The following is a 17,259-nucleotide window of genomic DNA, read 5'->3' as shown; positions in this document are numbered from 1 at the left end:
ATGAGCCGCCCGCGCGCCCCGGCCCACCGGATTTCCGCCTCCGCGAATCGCTGTTGAGGCTACTGAGCTGCGAAGATGGAGACGGAGGCCGGCGCACCCGGCCGGCCCGGACATGGGGGTGACCACGATGTCGGGTAACAAGACCGTCGTCTATCACGGCCCCGGGCACGTCGAAGTCGAGGATCTCGACTACCCGAAGCTGGAACTCGAGGAGCAGCACCGCAAGATCAACCATGGCGCGATCCTGAAGGTCGTCGCCACCAACATCTGCGGCAGCGACCAGCACATGGTGCGCGGCCGCACCACCGCCCCGGAGGGCCAGACCCTAGGCCACGAGATCACGGGCGAGGTCGTGGAAGTGGGTTCGGACGTCGAGTACATCAAGGTCGGCGACCTGTGCTCGGTGCCGTTCAACATCGCCTGCGGCAGGTGCCGCATGTGCATGGAGGGCCACACCGGCGTATGCCTCAACGTGAACCCGGCCCGCGCCGGCGCGGCGTACGGGTACGTGGACATGGGCGGCTGGTTCGGCGGGCAGGCCCAGTACGTGCTGGTGCCGTACGCCGACTTCAACCTGCTGAAGTTCCCGGACAAGGACCGGGCCATGGAGAAGATCCTGGACCTGGCCATGCTCAGCGACATCTTCCCGACCGGCTACCACGGCTGCTACACCGCGGGCGTGACCACCGGCTCCACCGTCTACATCGCCGGGGCCGGACCCGTCGGGCTCGCCGCGGCGACGTCGGCGCAGCTGCTGGGCGCGGCCATCGTGATCGTCGGCGACCTCAACGAGCAGCGGCTGGCCCAGGCGCGCAGCTTCGGCTGCGAGACCATCGACCTGACCAGCGGCGCCTCGCTGCCCGAGATGATCGAGCAGATCACCGGCGAGCCGGAGGTCGACGCCGCCGTCGACGCGGTCGGCTTCGAGGCGCGCGGGCACGGGCAGAACGCCGAGGAGGAGCCGGCCACCGTGCTCAACGACATCATGACGATCGCCCGCCCGGCCGCCCGGCTGGGCATCCCCGGCCTGTACGTCACCGGTGACCCCGGCGGCAAGGACGAGGAGGCGAAGGTCGGCAGCCTACGGGTGAACATCGGCACGGGCTGGGCGAAGTCGCACAGCTTCACCACCGGCCAGTGCCCGGTCAAGCGCTACAACCGGCAGCTGATGATGGCGATCCTGCACGACCGGGTGCACATCGCCCGCAACGTGCACGCCACCGTGCTGCCGCTGGAGGAGGCACCGAAGGGATACAGCGACTTCGACCACGGCGCCGCCAGCAAGTACGTCCTCGACCCGAACCAGATGCTGGCCGGCGCGGGCGTGTAGCCGCCGCTACAGGTCCACCGCCGTACCCACGCCCTGGTCACGGGCCCAGGCGTGCACGACCGACGCGGCCGCCACGTCGAGCGCGCCGTGCCCGGTCGACTTGAACACCGTCAGCCCACCCCGGTCCACGCGACCGGGGTGGCGCCCGTCCAGCACCGCGCCGAGCAGGGTCACCCGCTGCGGGTCGACGTCCTGCAGCTCGTACGCCCCGGCGGGCGGCGCGGCGGCCGCCGCGCCCGGCCACTCGGCGAACAGCGTGCCATCGATGATCACGTCGCGGTCCAGCTCGTGCCCGTGCGAGCCGCCCACGGAACTGACGTGCGCACCCTCCCCGAGCCAGCCCCGGGGGAAGACCGGCGTGGTCGCGCCGGTGCAGCAGAACACGGCGTTTGCGCCGCGCACCGCCTGCTCGATGGACGCGGCGCTCGCGTCCGGGTGGGTGGCGGCCAGCGCGCGGGCCCGGCCGCCGTCCCGCGCGCCGACGGTCACCGGCAGCGCCGGGTGCAGCGCGGCGAGCAGTGCGACCTGCGCCGACGCCTGCACGCCGGTGCCGATCACGGCGACGCGCCGCGCGTCGGGGGCGAGCGCGCGCAGGCTCAGCGTCGCGGAGGCGGCGGTGCGTACGGCGGTGATCGGCTCGGCGTCCAGCAGCGCGAGCGGGCGGCCGTCGGTGTGGTCGAACAGCGCGACCAGGCCGCGGTGGCTGCTGCGCCCGGACGCGCCCGGGGTGGCGAACACCGAGACCAGCTTGGCGGCCAGGCCGAGACCGGGCACGTACGCGGGCATCGCGCCCAGCAGCCCGGCGGGGGCCACGGCGGCGATGCGCGGCGGCGCGGACACCTCGCCCCGGCTCAGCGCGACCAGCGCGGCGGCCACCGCGTCGAGCACCCGCCCGGGGTCGAGCCCGCCCCGGGTCTGCTCCTTGTCCAGCACCAGCACCCGGCTCATCGGCGGCCCTCCCGCAGGGCGGCGCCGTCCGGCGCGGCGAGTTCCGCCGCCAGCCGCGCGGTGGCTGCGGCGAGGTGTTCTTCCAGCTCGGGCAGGCGCTCGGGGCCGAACTCGGTGTCCGGCCCGACGATGGTCACCGCGCACAGCGGGCCGCCCTTGGCGCTGGTCACCGCGCGGCTCACCGAGGCGATCACCTTGTCGTTGCGGCCGCGCTCGACGGCGAAGCCGGTGTCGCGTACGCGGTCGAGGTCGGCGCGCAGCTCGCCGAGCGGATGCCCGGCCGCCTCGGCGACGGCGAGATACGGCGCGCGACCGGCCTCGTCCAGCTGCGCGACCAGCGCCAGCGCCCCGGCGAACCGGTGCACGGGCAGCGCCTCACCGAGCAGGTCGCTGATCATCGCCAGGCGCGGCGGGCGCACGACGTCGATCACCCGGGACCGGTCGGCCTCCAGCACCTGCAGGTTCACCATCAGCCCGGTCTGCTCGGCCAGCGCCTCCAGCACCGGGCGGCACAGCGCCCCGAGCGAACGGGTGGCCGCCGCGCGCGACACCTGCAGCGCGACCACGCCGGGCAGGTAGTGCTCCCCCGCGCGCAGGATCCAGCCGCGCCGGACCAGGTCGAGCAGCACCCGGTAGGCCGTGGCCCGGTGCAGGCCCACGGCCTGGGCCAGCTCGCCCAGCCGCAGCGGGCGGTCGGCGCGGGCCACCGCCTCGATGAGGTCGAGGGCCTTGTCGACCGCCGTGCTGGCGGATCTCGGCACGGATCGCCTCCTGGGGTACAGTGCGAAAGACGTTGCGATGAACGATACAGACGTTACAACAGCTGTAACAAGGGAGCACCGATGGCCCACCTGGACGAGCCCGCGCCCACGCCGTATGCCCCACCCGCCACCGGCACCGTGACCGTGTACCGGGGCGCGACCCTGTTCGACGGCACCGGCGCGCCCGCCCGCCCCGGCATGTCGATCACGGTCGACGGCGCGCGTATCACCGCCGTCGGCCCCGACGCCGAGGTCCCCGCCGGGGCGCGGGTCGTCGAGCTGGCCGGCCGGTGCGTCATCCCGGGCCTGATCGACGCGCACCAGCACCTGGCCACCCCACCCAACCGCGAGGCGGCCGAGGCGGCGCTGCGCCGCCAGGTCTACGGGGGCGTCACCGCGATCCGCGACATGGCCGACGACCTGCGCCACATCGCCGACCTCACCCGCGGCACCCTGGTCGGCGAGATCCCCGGCCCCGACATCCACTACGCCGCGCTGATGGCCGGGCCCGGCTTCTTCGACGACCCGCGCACCTGGCAGGTGTCGCAGGGCGAGACCCCCGGCCACGTGCCGTGGATGCAGGCGATCGACGACGACACCGACCTGGTCATGGCCGTCGCGCTGGCCCGCGGCACGCACGCCAAGGCGATCAAGGTGTACGCCGAGCTGCCCGCGCACCTCGTCGCCGCCATCACCGCCGAGGCGAAACGGCAGGGCATCGGCGTCTGGGCGCACGCCGCCACGTTCCCGGCCACGCCCGGCGAGGTGGTGGCCGCGGGCGTGGACGCCGTCTCGCACATCACGCTCATCGCGCAGGAGGCCGCCGACGAGCCGCTGACCTCGTACAAGACGAAGCCTCTGCTCGACGTCGAGCGGCTCACGGGTGACGGCGACCCGCGGCTGGACGCCCTCTACGCGGCGATGCGCGAGCGCGGCACGGTGCTCGACGCGACCGCGAGCATGTGGACGTTCCTCGGCGAGCAGGCCGGCGACGCGGACGCCAAGGCCCGCGCCGCGGCCAACGACACGCTGTCGGCCAAGCTCACCGCCGACGCGTACCGTGCGGGGGTCCTGCTCGCGACCGGCACCGACTACGAGACCGAGCCGGACGAGCCGTTCCCGTCGCTGCACCTGGAGCTGCGCTACCTGGCCGAGCGCTGCGGCATCCCGGCCGCCGAGGTGCTCGTCTGCGCCACCCGCACCGGCGCGATCAGCGCGGGCGCGCTCGCCGACATGGGCACCGTCGAGCCGGGCAAGCTCGCCAACTTCGTGGTGCTGGCCGCCGACCCCACCGCCGACCTGGCCAATCTCAGCACCATCGAGTACACCGTGAAGCGCGGGCACCGCTTCGACCGGGCCGACTACACCGAGGACGCACGATGAGCACCGACTACATGATCATCAACGCGCTGGGCATCCTGGACAACCCCAACGCCGAGCACTCCCTGGCCGCCGCGCACAAGCTCAGCCAGGACAGCGACGACCTCACCATCGACGCCCGCACCATCGCCGACGCGCACGCCTCCGGCCTCACCGCCGTCAACATCACCCTCGGGTACACCCTCGGCGACGCCGAGCCCTACCCGCACACGCTGCGCGAGATCGAGATCTGGGACCGGATCATCGCGGACAACCCGGGCGACCTGGTCAAGGTGCTCACCGCCGACGACATCCGCGCCGCCCGCCGCGACCGCCGCGTCGGCATCATCTACGGCTTCCAGAACGCCGTCGCCATCGGCGACGACCTCACCCGCGTCAAGCAGTTCCACGACCTGGGCGTACGCGTCATCCAGCTCACCTACAACCAGGCCAACCACCTCGGCGACGGCTCCATGGCACCGGAGAACCGCGGGCTGACCGCGTTCGGGCGCGAGGTCGTCGAAGCGCTGTGCGACAGCCGCATCATGGTCGACCTGTCGCACAGCGGCGAGCACACCTGCCTGGAGGCCACCCGCCTGGCCACGCTGCCGGTGTCCATCAACCACACCGGCTGCCGTGCCCTGGTCGACCTGCCCCGCAACAAGACCGACGAGGAGCTGCGCCTGGTCGCCGAGCGCGGCGGGTTCGTCGGGATCTACTTCATGCCGTTCGTCAACGCGACGGGACACGCCCGCGCCGAGGACGTCGTCGAGCACATCCTGCACGCGGTGAACGTGTGCGGCGAGGACGCCGTCGGCATCGGCACCGACGGGACGGTGACCTCGATCGACGACCTCGACGCGTACCGGGCGCGGCTCGCCGAGCACGTCGCCCACCGGCAGGCCGCCGGGGTCGGCGCGGCCGGCGAGCGCGCCGACACCTTCCCGTTCGTCGAGGACCTGCGCGGCGTGGACCAGTTCCACAAGCTCATCCGCCTGCTGGAGCAGCGCGGTCTCTCCTCGACCCGCATCGAGAAGATCATGGGTGCCAACTTCCTCGCTTACGCCGACCGCATCTGGAGCTGACCTCATCCTCCGAAACGCCGACGGAGCGCCGAGGCGCGAGGGCTGGAGCGAGCGCTGCGCCGACCTCCTGCGCAGCTACGCGCCCGCCGCCGCGGCCCACATCGGCACGTCGTACGTGCTGCCGACCGAGGAGCAGTGGGACGACCCCGCGTATCGCGTGGTGTGCTTCGCCACGGACCTCATGGCGCGCACGGGCTCCATCAGGTCGTGGCAGGGCACGGCGGCACCTTCTCCAGGCGTGGCTGCCTGACGCTTGGAGCCCGACCGCACCCGGCTGTCCGGCCGCGCTTACGCCCGACCGACGCCCAGGACGCGGTCGGCGCCCTCGGCCGCCGCGCGGGCGTGCAGGCCGGACGGGTCGAGGTTCGCGCACAGCACGACGGACGCACCGGCGGCCAGCGGCGTGAGCAGCCACTGCACCGGATGCTCGTAGCGGCCCGCGTCGACCAGCAGCCGCTCGCCGGGGCGCAGGTCGATCAGCTCGGTCAGGCCGTGCGCCACCCCGCCCCACTCCCGGAACGTGGTGCCGTCCGCGCTCGCCGCGTCCGTACGCCGCACCGGCGCGTATCCGGGCAGGCTGTCGGTGTACCGCGCCACCTCGGCGATGAAGTCCCGGTAGCCGTCGGGCACCTCGGCCAGCGGCGCGCCATCCGGCGCGAGTCCGAGCGCGAACCGGTGCGGCGCCTCCGGCACGTCCTCCAGCCAGCTGCCGATCCGGCTGCGCGCGGCGAACACCGCGTCCAGCGGCCCCGTCTCGTCGCCGACCGGGGTCAGCCCTGCCGTCGCCGCCAGCCGAAACGACACGGCGATCCCCGCCGACCAGGCACCGAGCAGCACGGCCGCGGTCTGCCAGTGCGGCGGCAGCAGCACCGCCATCCGGCTGCCCGCGCCCAGCCCGCAGCCCTCGTGCAGCAGCGCGGCCGTCCGCGAGGCCCAGCCCGCCAGCGCGGACGCGGACAGCTCGACGCGCTCGCCGGTCGCGTCGTCGCAGTACGTCAGCAGCGGCGCCTCGGTCCCGGCGAGCCCCCCGTGTCCCAGCAGCGCCGGTACGTGCGGGACGGTGGTCGTGTTCATACGCGCGCTCCTTGCTCTGGTCCGACCGGGACGCCGGGCACCCTACTCCGCCGACCTGGACGTCCATGTCACCGACGCATGCCCTGAGCGAACGGGGCGGCCGCCTCGGTCTACCCGGCCTACCGTCGGAGCATGGGGACCGGAACGACCGCCGCGTACGACGCGCACGCCGACTGGTACAACGACTACATGTCACCCGCCGCGGGCGGCTACCTGCGACGGGTCCACGACACGCTCGCCGGCCTGCTCGGGCCCGGTGACGGGGTCTGCCTCGACGTCTGCTGCGGCACCGGCGCGCACGCGCGCACCGTCGCCGCGCTGGGCTGGACCCCGATCGGCGTCGACCTGTCCGCGGGGCAGCTGCGTCATGCCGCCGCCCGGCTGCCGTCGGTGCTCGGCGACGCCGCCGCGCTGCCGTTCGCCGGCGGCTGCCTGCCTGCCGCGATATGCGTCCTGGCCAGCACCGACGTGCCCGACTATGCCGCCGTGATCCGGGAGGTGGCCCGGGTGCTGCGACCCGGCGGCCGGTTCGTGCACCTGGGCGTGCACCCGTGTTTCATCGGCACCTTCGCCGACTGGAGCGGCGCGCCGCGCGTGGTCGTCGACCAGCGCTACGCCGACCGCGCGCACAGCTACGAGACCTGGAACCCGAACGGCGTGCGGGCCCGGGTCGGCGGCTGGCACATACCGCTCGCGGATCTGCTCGATGCGGTCATGGACGCGGGCCTGCGCCTGGAGCGCGTCGCCGAAGCGGGCGGTGGCGGTGTACCTGACCTGTTAGGTTTCGCCGCGACGAAGGAGTAGTCATGGCCATCGGGTACAAGACCGTCTGGATCGCGGTACGCGACCGGTCCGCCGCCGACGTCGCGGCGGCCCTCGGCCTGACCGGTCTACAGCTGATGGCCTGGGAGGACGGCACGGACCGCGCCTACGGCCAGGGCGTCTACGTCGGCGGCCCGGTGGCGGGCTGGACGCTGGCGCACGGCCGGCACCTGCCGCTCATCAGCGATTACGCCGGATTCCCGGGCAGGCTGTCCAGCCTGAGCACCGTTCTCGGCGAGGTCCAGTTCTTCGGCACGCATCGCGGCGTCGGCTACGCGGCCTGGGCACACGCACGGGACGGCCGGGTGCTGCGGGCGTACAGCGTCGGCGACGGCGAGCTGCACCACTTCGGGGGTGAGCCCACCGACGTCGAACGCGCCCTCGGCAAGGCGACGCTGCCCTACCCGCATGATCCTGACTCGCTCGATGACGAAGGCTGGGACGCCTGGTGGCGCACCGTCCCCGACGAGACCGATGTGATGCGCGTGGCCGGAGCATGGAGCGTCGACCCCACACTGATCGAGGACGTCACCTCGCTCGGGCTCTACGCACCGGATCCCGCCGCGTAGCACCACCGTCACTGACGACGCACTGGGGGGACGCCGCCCGTCGGCCGCCTAAGACGCGAACAGGTCGCCCTGATCCGCGTCGCCCAGCTCCACGCCGCTGTGCACGGGTGCGGGCCGCTCGGCGGCCGGTGTCCCGAAGGTTCGCCTGCCGGTGGCGTCCTTGCGGGCGGTGACCTGATAGGCCACCAGACATACCGGGGCGGGCGGGTGGTGGAAGGGTCCGGTGCCCCAGCGCAGCCAGAGGGCGACCCGGCCCTGCGCGGCCTCGGCCTGGAGTTTCTCCAGGGTGCGCTTGCGGTCGGACTGGTCGACCTCGACCACGATCGGCGGCAGCCCTTGCCGCGCGATGCCGACGTCGACCCAGGAGTGCCGGTCGGCGTAAGGCGGCGGCAGCTGCGCAACGCTACGCGCCCGGCGATACACCCGCCAGCCCTGCGCGGCGCCCCACGCGAGCGCCGACTGCACGAGCAGGTCCGTGACCTGGTCGGCGTCCCGGTCCTCGAACGTCACCGTGCCGAGCCACGCCGTCAGCGACGCGGCCACCCGCTCAGCGTCCTCCACGGTCTCGCACCCTCCTGCGCACCCGGCCGGTCCGCCCGCGGCCAACCTTAGGCCAAGCCGCCGAGCCGGACCTTCTTCCCGGCGGGCCACAACTTCTGAGTTGTGGGTACAACTCACAAGTTGTACCCCGCGCACCGGCACCGCCCCGAGCCCGGAGGCCGCAGGGCGGCGCAATGAGGCATGATCACTGGGTGAGCGCTCCCACAGTCACCCCCGTGCGCATGTCCCTGCTGGTCCTGGCCTACTTCGCGTTCATCAGCCTCGGGCTGCCGGACGGTCTGCTCGGCGTGGCCTGGCCGTCGATGAGCGCCGACCTGAACGTGGGACGCGAGACGATCGGTCTGCTGCTCATCCCGGCCACCTGCGGCTACCTGGTGTCCAGCGTGACGGCCGGGTTCGTGCTGTCCAAGCTGGGCGTCGGGCGGCTGCTCGCGGGCAGCACCGCGCTGGCCAGCGCAGCCCTGTTCGGCTACGGCCTCTCCCCCGCGATCGGGGTGACCATGGTCGCCGCGCTGGCGGCCGGTTTCGCGGGCGGCGCGATCGACGCGGGCCTGAACGCGTACGCCGCCTCGGCCTTCGGTCCTCGGCACATGAACTGGCTGCACGCGTTCTTCGGGCTCGGCGTGGCCATGGGGCCGCTCATCATGACCGCGTCCATCCAGTACGCCGACGCGTGGCGGCCGGGTTACCTGCTCGTCGCCACCGGGCAGGCCGCACTGGCGCTGGCGTTCGTGCTGACCGCGCGGCAGTGGGCGCAGCGCCCCGCCTACGAGACGCACCCGCACGAGGTCCACGCCGGGCCGGTCCGCGCACGGGACACGCTCAAGCTGCCGAAGGTCTGGTTCAGCGTGCTGACCATCGCCGTGTACGTCGCGCTGGAGGTGGCGGCCGGTCTGTTCGCGTACCAGCTGCTCACCGAGGGGCGCGGCATGGGCGACGCGGCGGCGGGCGTGTGCGTGTCGCTGTACTGGGGCAGCCTGTTCGCGGGCCGGGTGTTGCAGGGTTTCGCGGCGCACCGGTTCATGCCGGGCCGGGTCGTGGTCTGGTCCATCGGCGGTATGGCGGCCGGTGCGGTGCTGGTCGCGATCCCGGGGCCGGGCTGGCTGGCCGCGTTCGGCTTCATGGTCATCGGCTTCGCCGCCGCTGCCGTGTTCCCGATGTTCACGCTTCTCACGGCCGAGCGGGTGGGTGCCGCACATGCCGACCGGACCATCGGGCTGCAGATGGCGGGAGCCGGTCTCGGCGGCTCGATCATCCCCGCGTTGATCGGTGTCGTGATGGGCGCGGCCGGCGTCGAGGCGCTCGGGCCGTCGCTGGTCGTGCTCGCCGCCGCCCTGATCGCGGCCTACCTGGCGGCCACGGGCGGCCTCGGCCACCTCAAGCGCACCTGACCCCCGACCCCGGCGGCCCTCCGCGAGCCGCCCGTCGAGATCACGAGTTCGTGCCATGATCTGCGGTCCCAGCGCAGATCATGGCACGAAGCGCTGATCCTGCCGACGTCAGACGGTGCCGAAGAACCAGTTGCCCGGCGCCGTCTCGTCGGCGCCGATGTAGAACTGGCGTACCCCGACCATCAGCTCGTCGATGGTGAGGTAGCCGTCCTCGTCGGCGTCGAGCCTGTCGAACGCGAGGTTGATCTCACCGGCCGGGGTGCCGAACGCGCGCTGCATCGCGGCGAACTCGTCCCGGCTGACTCGCCCGTCGTCGTCGGTGTCGGCCAGTTGCAGCACCGCCAGCGCCCCGGGCCGGAAGCTGCGGTCGAAGGCGTCGCCGTGCACGAACGCCGAGGTCATGCCCTGCCGCCACTCCTGCTGGGTGAGCCGCTCGTCCTGGTCGACGTCGAGCGCCTTGGCCAGCTCCTGCCAGAAGAGCGCGAAGTCCTCGGCGATGCGCTGCGCCTTGGGCGCGTCGTGCGCGGTACCGAAGTTCGCCAGCAGGCGTACCCCGAGGTTGTTCAGGTCCTGCCGCTCGACGAAACCGCTGCCGTCGGCGTCCAGGTGGCTGAAAGCCTTGTCCAGTTTGCGTAGCTGCATCTCCGTAGCCATGTCCGGAAATCTAGGGTTTGTCCTGGCGAGCTGTCGATATCGGGCAAACCGTCTTCATCCGGTCGGGTGCAAATGCTTCCCCGGCCGGCCCTCCGTCCGGCAGACTCTTCCGCGACCGGTCAGCGTGCGCCGAAGCCGGTCACCGGCGGCCCGCCGAACCGCGCCAGGATCGCGTCCTCCGGCAGATCGGCGTACGCCGAGAAGCGGACGGCCTTGGATCGCCAGATGCCGCCCAGCATGCGGGCCGACCGTGCCGCCCCGGCCTCGTGCCAGCTCAGCACCACCTCATCGCCGTCTTCGGTCAGCGTGAACCCGGCCCGCAGCTCCGGCTCGGGCGAGCGCGTGGCCAGGCCCCGGTTCGCCGCCGACCGCACCCAGCCGCCGACCTCCCACAGCACGAACCGGCGCGCCACCGCGAGCTGCTCAGTGCGCATCAGCTCCCGCCACTGGCCGCCGCGGTCCTGCTTCTCCACGTGGCACCAGCCGTCGCGCTCGACGATCCGCAGCAGCGTCTCCAGGTCGCCGATGCACAGCAGCGCGCCCTCGTGGGGCCACACCGTGATCCGCGCCGGCTCCCCGAATGCCCGCAGCCGCTCGTCGTCCAGGAAATCGCGCACGCCCACACTCCCACCAATCCGGATCTTGACGGACACCGTACCCCGCCGTGGTTGGACGATCCGTTGCCCCCTGTTTCAGGGAAACTGCACGAATCGGCGGTGCCGAAGGTGCAGTTTCCCCGAAACTGCACCGGCTACGGCGTGATCGTCCAGCCGTCGGGGAAGGTGGTGCCGTGGGTGGGGCGTTCGGAGATGACGCAGCGGTGCTCGTCGGGCCAGAACCAGCCCGCGTTGCGGGCGAGCGTCTGCCAGTTGTCCAGCTCGGTGTCGAGTGTGGAGCCGTAGGCGGCCAGGCCCGTGCGGCGCCAGGCGTCGTAGTAGGCGATCCAGTGCGCCTCCTGCTGGCCGTACCAGCAGACCGGGCCCGGCGCGCCCAGAGACCGCCTGCCGGGCAGGTAGAACCCGTGGGCGAGCCGCGCGTACAGGGTGTCCCGCACGTGGCGGCGCATGATGTCGACGAACGGGATGCCGAAGTCCAGCGCTTTATCGGGCGCCTGGTCGGGCCACGGCTTGTCCTTCTCCCGCTTGGGCGGCTTCGGATCGAACCACGGTGTGCTGATGCGGTCGTCCATGGCCCCGCGCAGGTGGGACAGGGCGGCGGCGAGGTCGCTGGCCAGCGGTGGCCGCTCCCCTACGGGCGGATGCTTCACCCAGCGGTACAGGTCCTGCAGCGTGGGCAGGTGCGTGACGAGGGACTGGGCTTCGTGCGGCGAGCGGACCCACGTGAACTCCGGCCGGGGGCGGCCGATGCGGTGGTAGAGCCGGGTGACGGCGTCCTCGGCGAGGGCCCGGTCGGCCGGGCCGCAGGCGATCCCGTGGGCCGCCCACTCGTCGCGGATCTCGGCCGCTCGCTGCCAGGAGGCGGCACGCTGGTGCCGCGGGGCGCTCATCGAGCGAGGGCGCGCACGCCCTTTCGTACAGCGGTAATCATGGCGACGATGATGGCAGCGCGCCCGAGGCGTGGGCAACGGATTAACGGTGCGGCGTTAAGAAGGGCACCTTCTACAACGTATAGCGTTAAGAAGGTGCCCTTCCTTGCTGGTTAGGGCAGGGTCCACTTTTGGTTGGCCGCGCCGGCGATGCACTGCCAGAGGTGGACGACGGTGCTGTCGGCGGAGTTGTTGCCGGAGACGTCGAGGCACTTGCCCGACTGCGGGTTGCGCAGGGTCTGGTCGCTGGTCTGGTAGGTCCAGTTCTGCGCGCCGGATCCGTTGCAGGTCCACAGCTGGATCTTCGTGCCGTTGGCGCTGCCGCCGCCGGACACGTCGAGGCACTTGCCCAGGGCGCGCAGGGTCTGGCCGTTGCGGGTCCAGGTCTGCGCGGTCGAGTTGTTGCAGGTGTAGATCTGGATCTGGGTGCCGTCGGCGGTGCCGCTGCTGCGGACGTCGAGGCACTTGCCGCCCAGGCCCTTGATCGGCCCGACGCCCGGCGTCGCGGTCTTCACGAAGGTGAAGTCGTCGACGTCGAACAGGCCGGTGCCGGTGCCGGTGAACGTCAGGAACACGTTGGCGTTGCCCGACGGCACCCCGGTCAGCGTGGTCTGCACGTTGGCGAACGTGCTCCAGCCGCCGGTGTTGGGCACCGCGACCGTGCCGAGGATCGGCCCGGTCGTGGAGCCGGTGCGGACCTGGATGCCGCCGCCCGCGCCGCCGGACACGACCCGCGCCCGGAAGGTGGTCGCGCCGCCGACGTTCACGTTGCTGTACGACGCCCAGTCGCCCGGCTCGATGTAGCCCAGCGTCTGGCCGTTGTTCGCGCCCGCCTTGGTGAACGCCTGCACGCCGCTCTGGGTGCTGAACGACTCCGCCTGCACGGTCACGTCACCGGTCGGCGGGGCACTCAGCTCCTTGATCCGGATGTTGCGGAACGCGGCGGTGTCGCCCGCGCCGTGGTTCTGGATGCCGATGTAGCCGGCCAGGTCACGGGCGGGGTTGGTGTTGGTGAAATCGTTGATCAGCGAGCCGTTGAGGTAGATGCGCAGCCGCTCGCCTTCGACCAGCAGCTCGTAGGTGTTCCACTCGCCGGCGGCGTTGAGCGCCGCGTCGCGGGCCGCGATGTTGGCCGACTGGAACGTGTATACCGCGCCGGTGGTGCGGTCGGCGGCGTCCGTGGCGTCGATCTGGATCTCGTAGCCGTTGTTGACCGCCGACCACGGGTCGGTCGACGCCGGGAAGCCGATGAAGACGCCGGAGTTCGAGTCGCCGGTGAGCCTCCAGTCCAGCTTGAGCGAGTAGGAGGTGTACTGCTTGGCGCTGTACCAGTACAGGCCCATGCCGCCGACCGTGGTCAGGGTGGCGTCGGAGTTGGTCAGGCTGCCCGGCCCGGCCTGCGACCAGCCCGTGGTCGAGCCGTTGTAGATCGCGGTGTAGCCGGTCTCGGGGCGGCAGTCGGCCTTGCTGCGCCCGGCCGCGTACCGGATGCCGCCGAGCAGGTGGTTGCGGAAGTTCGCCTCGCTGTAGGAGGCCTGGGTGTGGCCGCCGCCGGTGTAGAACGAGCGGCCGCCGTCGAACGCCTTGCACCAGGCGTGCGGGTGGTCGGCGCCCATGCCGCCGCCGGTGTACGACGACTCGTCGAGCGTGGCCAGCACGTGCGCGGTGGAGCGGGCGTTGGTCTGGTAGTTGTACCACTCGTCGGTGCGGGTCCAGGTCTGCGGCAGGTGCCCGGTCGCGGCGTGGCCGCGGTCCTCGACCTTGACGTTGGCCTGCTGGATCGCCGGGTGCGAGGCGAACCACGCGCCGACCAGGTTGCCGTACCAGGCCCAGCCGTACTCGGTGTCGGCGGCGGCGTGCACGCCCACGTAGCCTCTGCCCGAGCGGATGTAGCTCTCGAACGCAGCCTGCTGGGTGTCGTTGAGCACGTCGCCGGTGGTGTTCAGGAAGACGACGGCCTCGTACTGGGCCAGGTTGGCGGTGGTGAACGCGTTCGCGTCCTCGGTGGCGGTGACGGTGAAGCTGTTGGCGGCGCCCAGGTCACGGATGGCCTGGGTGCCCACGGCGATCGAGTCGTGCCGGAAGCCGGCGGTCTTGGAGAAGACCAGCACGTCGTACGGGGCGTCGGCGGCGGCCGCCGGGCACGCGGTCATCGCCACGACGGTGAGCGCGGCCGCGGCCGCGCCCAGCACGGGCTTGAGGAAAGTTCGCACGTCGGAGCTCCTTTCAGGGACGGCGGTCCGGGTGGGACGGGGCTGTCCCACCCGGAACGGGTTCATCAGGGCAGGGTCCACTTCTGGTTGGCGGCGTTCGCGACGCACGTCCAGAGGTGGACGATCGTGCTGTCGGCGGAGTTGTTGCCGGACACGTCCAGGCACTTGCCGGACTGCGGGTTGCGCAGGGTCTGGTCGCTGGTCTGGTAGGTCCAGTTCTGCGCGCCGGAGCCGTTGCAGGTGTAGAGCTGGATCTTGGTGCCGTCGGCGGTGGCGCCGCCGGCGATGTCCAGGCACTTGTTGAAGGCGCGCAGGGTCTGGCCGTTGCGGGTCCAGGTCTGCGAGCCGGTGCCGTTGCAGGTGTAGATCTGGATCTGGGTGCCGTCGGCGGTGGCGCCGCTGCGCACGTCCAGGCACTTGCCGGCCAGGCCCTTGATCGGGCCCACCCCGGCGGCGGTGGTGAACGTGAACGAGTCCAGGTCGAACAGCGCCCCGGTACCGCCCGCGAAGGTGAGGAACAGCGGCGTGGTGTTGTTCGGCGCGTTGCTGATGGTGCCCGTGACGGTCGTGAAGGTCTCCCAGCCGCCGGTCACCGGGACGGTCGCCGTACCGAGAACGGTCCCGGTGGCCGAGCCCGCGCGGATCTGCAGCGTGCCCCCGACGCCGCCGGAGGACACCCGGGCGGTGAAGCCCGTGGCGTTGCTCAGCCGGTACGGGGTGAACGAGATCCAGTCGCCGTTGTGGATGTCACCGACGGTCTTGCCGCCCTCGGCCGTGGCCTTGGTGAACGTGTTGATCCCGGACGAGGTGCCGAAGTGCTCGGCCTGCCGGTGCCGCGGCTGCAGCGTGTGCTGCGTGTGCGTGGTCAGGCCGCCGTTGTCGGTGTACTCCGCGTCGAAGATCGCGAAGATGTTCGCCGCGTCGTCGTGCTCGCCGTCCACCGGGATGGTGATGGTGCCCGAGCAGCCGGTCTTCGACGTGATCTGGTGTCCGTGCTGGTCGTGGCCGAGCACGTAGGTCATCTTGACCCGGGCGCAGTCGATCGTGCCGTCACCGGCGTCGCTGACCGCGATCGAGTAGCTGACCGTGTCACCGAAGGCGAACAGCTGCCCGTTGCCGGGGCTGTTGATCGTGACCACCGGCGCGGTGTTGCCGACCGTGATGATCTCGCTGTCGCTGGCGGTGGCGCCCTGCGGGTCCCGCACCGTCAGCGTCGCGGTGTACGTGCCATTGGCGGTGTAGGTCTTGCTCGGGTTGGCGGCCGTGGAGCTGGTGCCGTCGCCGAACGCCCACGAGTACGTCAGCGCCCCGCCCTCGGGGTCCGAGGAGCCGGACGAGGAGAACTGCACCGTCAGCGGCGCGCTGCCCGAGGTCGGGGTCGCCGAGGCGGCCGCGGTCGGGGCCCGGTTGCCGGAGCCGATGTACTCGAAGCGGTACAGCGCCGAGTTGGCGTCGCCGTTGAAGTAGCCGGTGCCGTAGTCGAGCACGTACAGCGCGCCGTCCGGGCCGAACGCGGAGTCCATGACCTGCTTGCCGGTCCACGGGAACGCGTCGATGGTGCCCCGCGAGCCGTCGGCGTTGACGTGGATCGGCTTGATCCAGCCGCGGCCGAACTCAGTCGCGAAGAACTGCCCGTCCATGTCCTGCGGGAACTTCACCGTGGACGTCGAGGACGCGTTGTACCGGTACACCGGGCCGCCCATCGGCGACTCGGAGCCGCCGCCGAACTCGGTGGGCGTGCCGCTGTCGCCGCCGTACTTGATCCAGGCCGCGCGGGCGGCGGGCAGCGTGGACTGGCCCGTGTTGCGGAACGAGTTGTTCGTCGGGCCGCCTGCGCAGTTGAACTTCGGGCCGGTCGAGGCGGTGGCGAAGTTCCACTCGTTGTAGATCTCGTTCGTGGTGTTCGCGCCGGTGCAGTACGGCCAGCCGTAGTTGCCGGGCGAGGTGATCCGGTTGAACTCGACCTGCCCGCTCGGGCCCCGGTTGGCGTTGGTGGTGCCCGCGTCCGGGCCGTAGTCGCCGACGTACACCACGCCCGTGGCCTTGTCGACGCTCATCCGGAACGGGTTGCGGAAGCCCATCGCGTAGATCTCGGCGCGGGTGCCGGAGGTGCCGGGCGCGAACAGGTTTCCCGACGGGATCGAGTACGACCCGTTGGCGTTGACCTTGATGCGCAGGATCTTGCCGCGCAGGTCGTTGGTGTTGCCCGCCGAGCGCTGCGCGTCGTAACCGGGGTTGCGGTCGGTGCGCTCGTCCAGCGGGGCGTACCCGTCGGAGGCGAACGGGTTGGTGTCGTCACCGGTGGACAGGTAGAGGTTGCCCGCCGCGTCGAAGTCGATGTCGCCGCCGACGTGGCAGCACAGGCCCCGGTCGGCGGGCACGTCCAGCACCGTGACCTGGCTGGACATGTTCACCGTGAAGTCGGCGTTGAGGGTGAACCGGGCCAGCCGGTTGACGCCCTGCCACTGCGACCAGCTCGTGCCCGTCGCGGGCGCGTCACCGGCCGGGGTGGACAGCGGCGGCGCGAAGTACAGGTAGATGAAACGGTTGGTGGCGAAGCCGGGGTCGACGCCGACGCCCTGCAGGCCCTCCTCGTCGTGGGTGTAGACGGGGATGGTGCCGACGACCGAGGTGACGCCGTTGGCGTCGGTGCGGCGCAGCGTGCCGTTGCGGGCGGTGTGCAGCACGGAGCGGTCCGGGAGCACGGCCAGCGACATGGGCTCGCCCATCTCGGCGACGCCGCGGGCCAGCTCGACCTGCTGGAACTTGGTCGGATCGATGGTGTGCGCGGCCGCGGGCGCGGTGGTGGCGGTGACCCCGACCAGCGCGGTGCCGGCCGTCAAAAGCGCGGCAGCGACCGCACGCCATAGCGGAATGTTCATGCGTGGATGTCTTCTGGACATGCCGTCCAACCCTTCCTGACTGGGGATGGGCCAGGCAGGGCGC

Annotated in this window: 16 protein-coding genes; 6 read left to right on the top strand and 10 right to left on the bottom strand. The window is 71.9% G+C overall.

Annotated features, from left to right (window positions below):
* The first annotated feature begins 127 nt into the window (after positions 1-127).
* A complete protein-coding gene (gene fdhA, locus Cba03nite_RS33980; protein WP_203755431.1) occupies positions 128-1,330 on the top strand; it encodes a formaldehyde dehydrogenase, glutathione-independent in 1,203 nt (400 codons plus the stop codon).
* 6 nt (positions 1,331-1,336) lie between these two features.
* On the opposite strand, the gene Cba03nite_RS33975 is transcribed toward fdhA, so the two are convergent.
* Both Cba03nite_RS33975 and Cba03nite_RS33970 read right to left on the bottom strand, forming a co-directional pair.
* On the bottom strand, positions 1,337-2,278 hold the full coding sequence (locus tag Cba03nite_RS33975; protein WP_203755428.1) for an ornithine cyclodeaminase family protein: 942 nt from the start codon (positions 2,276-2,278) through the stop codon (positions 1,337-1,339).
* The gene (locus tag Cba03nite_RS33970) at positions 2,275-3,039 is read right to left on the bottom strand and encodes an IclR family transcriptional regulator (RefSeq protein WP_203755426.1); all 765 of its coding nucleotides are present in this window, start codon (positions 3,037-3,039) and stop codon (positions 2,275-2,277) included. Before Cba03nite_RS33970 ends, Cba03nite_RS33975 begins: the two co-directional genes overlap by 4 nt.
* A gap of 81 nt (positions 3,040-3,120) precedes the next feature.
* On the opposite strand from Cba03nite_RS33970, the gene Cba03nite_RS33965 reads away from it, so the two are divergent.
* Complete coding sequence (locus tag Cba03nite_RS33965; protein WP_203755424.1) at positions 3,121-4,422, top strand: amidohydrolase family protein; 1,302 nt, start codon at positions 3,121-3,123, stop codon at positions 4,420-4,422.
* Positions 4,419-5,483 (top strand): dipeptidase, encoded by a 1,065-nt coding sequence (locus Cba03nite_RS33960; RefSeq protein ID WP_203755415.1) that lies wholly within the window; start codon positions 4,419-4,421, stop codon positions 5,481-5,483. Before Cba03nite_RS33965 ends, Cba03nite_RS33960 begins: the two co-directional genes overlap by 4 nt.
* A 75-nt stretch (positions 5,484-5,558) precedes the next feature.
* Here Cba03nite_RS33960 and Cba03nite_RS33955 read toward each other — a convergent pair whose 3' ends face one another.
* Both Cba03nite_RS33955 and Cba03nite_RS33950 read right to left on the bottom strand, forming a co-directional pair.
* Positions 5,559-5,702, bottom strand: coding sequence for a hypothetical protein (locus Cba03nite_RS33955; protein WP_203755413.1), 144 nt, complete (start codon positions 5,700-5,702; stop codon positions 5,559-5,561).
* Between the two features lie 69 nt (positions 5,703-5,771).
* Positions 5,772-6,557 carry a TIGR03089 family protein gene (locus tag Cba03nite_RS33950; RefSeq protein WP_239126221.1) on the bottom strand — a complete coding sequence of 262 codons (786 nt, stop codon included), beginning with the start codon at positions 6,555-6,557 and terminating at the stop codon, positions 5,772-5,774.
* A gap of 132 nt (positions 6,558-6,689) precedes the next feature.
* Here Cba03nite_RS33950 and Cba03nite_RS33945 point away from each other — a divergent pair, with 132 nt between their 5' ends.
* Entirely contained in the window at positions 6,690-7,361 is a 672-nt protein-coding gene (locus Cba03nite_RS33945) for a class I SAM-dependent methyltransferase (RefSeq protein ID WP_203755411.1), read from the top strand.
* Between the two features lie 2 nt (positions 7,362-7,363).
* The gene (locus Cba03nite_RS33940) at positions 7,364-7,948 is read left to right on the top strand and encodes a hypothetical protein (protein ID WP_203755409.1); all 585 of its coding nucleotides are present in this window, start codon (positions 7,364-7,366) and stop codon (positions 7,946-7,948) included.
* A gap of 48 nt (positions 7,949-7,996) precedes the next feature.
* Here the strand turns inward: Cba03nite_RS33940 and Cba03nite_RS33935 are convergent, their stop codons facing one another.
* Positions 7,997-8,509 carry a hypothetical protein gene (locus tag Cba03nite_RS33935; RefSeq protein ID WP_203755406.1) on the bottom strand — a complete coding sequence of 171 codons (513 nt, stop codon included), beginning with the start codon at positions 8,507-8,509 and terminating at the stop codon, positions 7,997-7,999.
* A 191-nt stretch (positions 8,510-8,700) separates the two neighbouring features.
* Here Cba03nite_RS33935 and Cba03nite_RS33930 point away from each other — a divergent pair, with 191 nt between their 5' ends.
* A complete protein-coding gene (locus tag Cba03nite_RS33930; protein ID WP_239126220.1) occupies positions 8,701-9,900 on the top strand; it encodes an MFS transporter in 1,200 nt (399 codons plus the stop codon).
* 108 nt (positions 9,901-10,008) lie between these two features.
* On the opposite strand, the gene Cba03nite_RS33925 is transcribed toward Cba03nite_RS33930, so the two are convergent.
* The 5 genes from Cba03nite_RS33925 to Cba03nite_RS33905 form a co-directional block, all read right to left on the bottom strand.
* Positions 10,009-10,554, bottom strand: a complete 546-nt coding sequence (locus Cba03nite_RS33925) for an EF-hand domain-containing protein (RefSeq protein WP_203755402.1) — start codon at positions 10,552-10,554, stop codon at positions 10,009-10,011.
* A 119-nt stretch (positions 10,555-10,673) separates the two neighbouring features.
* On the bottom strand, positions 10,674-11,171 hold the full coding sequence (locus Cba03nite_RS33920) for an Imm61 family immunity protein (RefSeq protein WP_203755399.1): 498 nt from the start codon (positions 11,169-11,171) through the stop codon (positions 10,674-10,676).
* Positions 11,172-11,305: 134 nt separating this feature from the next.
* Positions 11,306-12,061, bottom strand: coding sequence for a DUF6745 domain-containing protein (locus tag Cba03nite_RS33915; protein ID WP_203755398.1), 756 nt, complete (start codon positions 12,059-12,061; stop codon positions 11,306-11,308).
* 152 nt (positions 12,062-12,213) lie between these two features.
* A complete protein-coding gene (locus Cba03nite_RS33910) occupies positions 12,214-14,253 on the bottom strand; it encodes a ThuA domain-containing protein (RefSeq protein ID WP_239126226.1) in 2,040 nt (679 codons plus the stop codon).
* 125 nt (positions 14,254-14,378) lie between these two features.
* Complete coding sequence (locus Cba03nite_RS33905; protein ID WP_203755393.1) at positions 14,379-17,195, bottom strand: PQQ-dependent sugar dehydrogenase; 2,817 nt, start codon at positions 17,193-17,195, stop codon at positions 14,379-14,381.
* Positions 17,196-17,259: the final 64 nt, after the last annotated feature.

Source organism: Catellatospora bangladeshensis (genome assembly GCF_016862575.1).
Classification (GTDB): Bacteria; Actinomycetota; Actinomycetes; order Mycobacteriales; family Micromonosporaceae; genus Catellatospora; species Catellatospora bangladeshensis.
The sequence above is the reverse complement of the archived record's forward strand: the minus strand, read 5'-3'. Positions and strand labels throughout refer to the sequence as shown.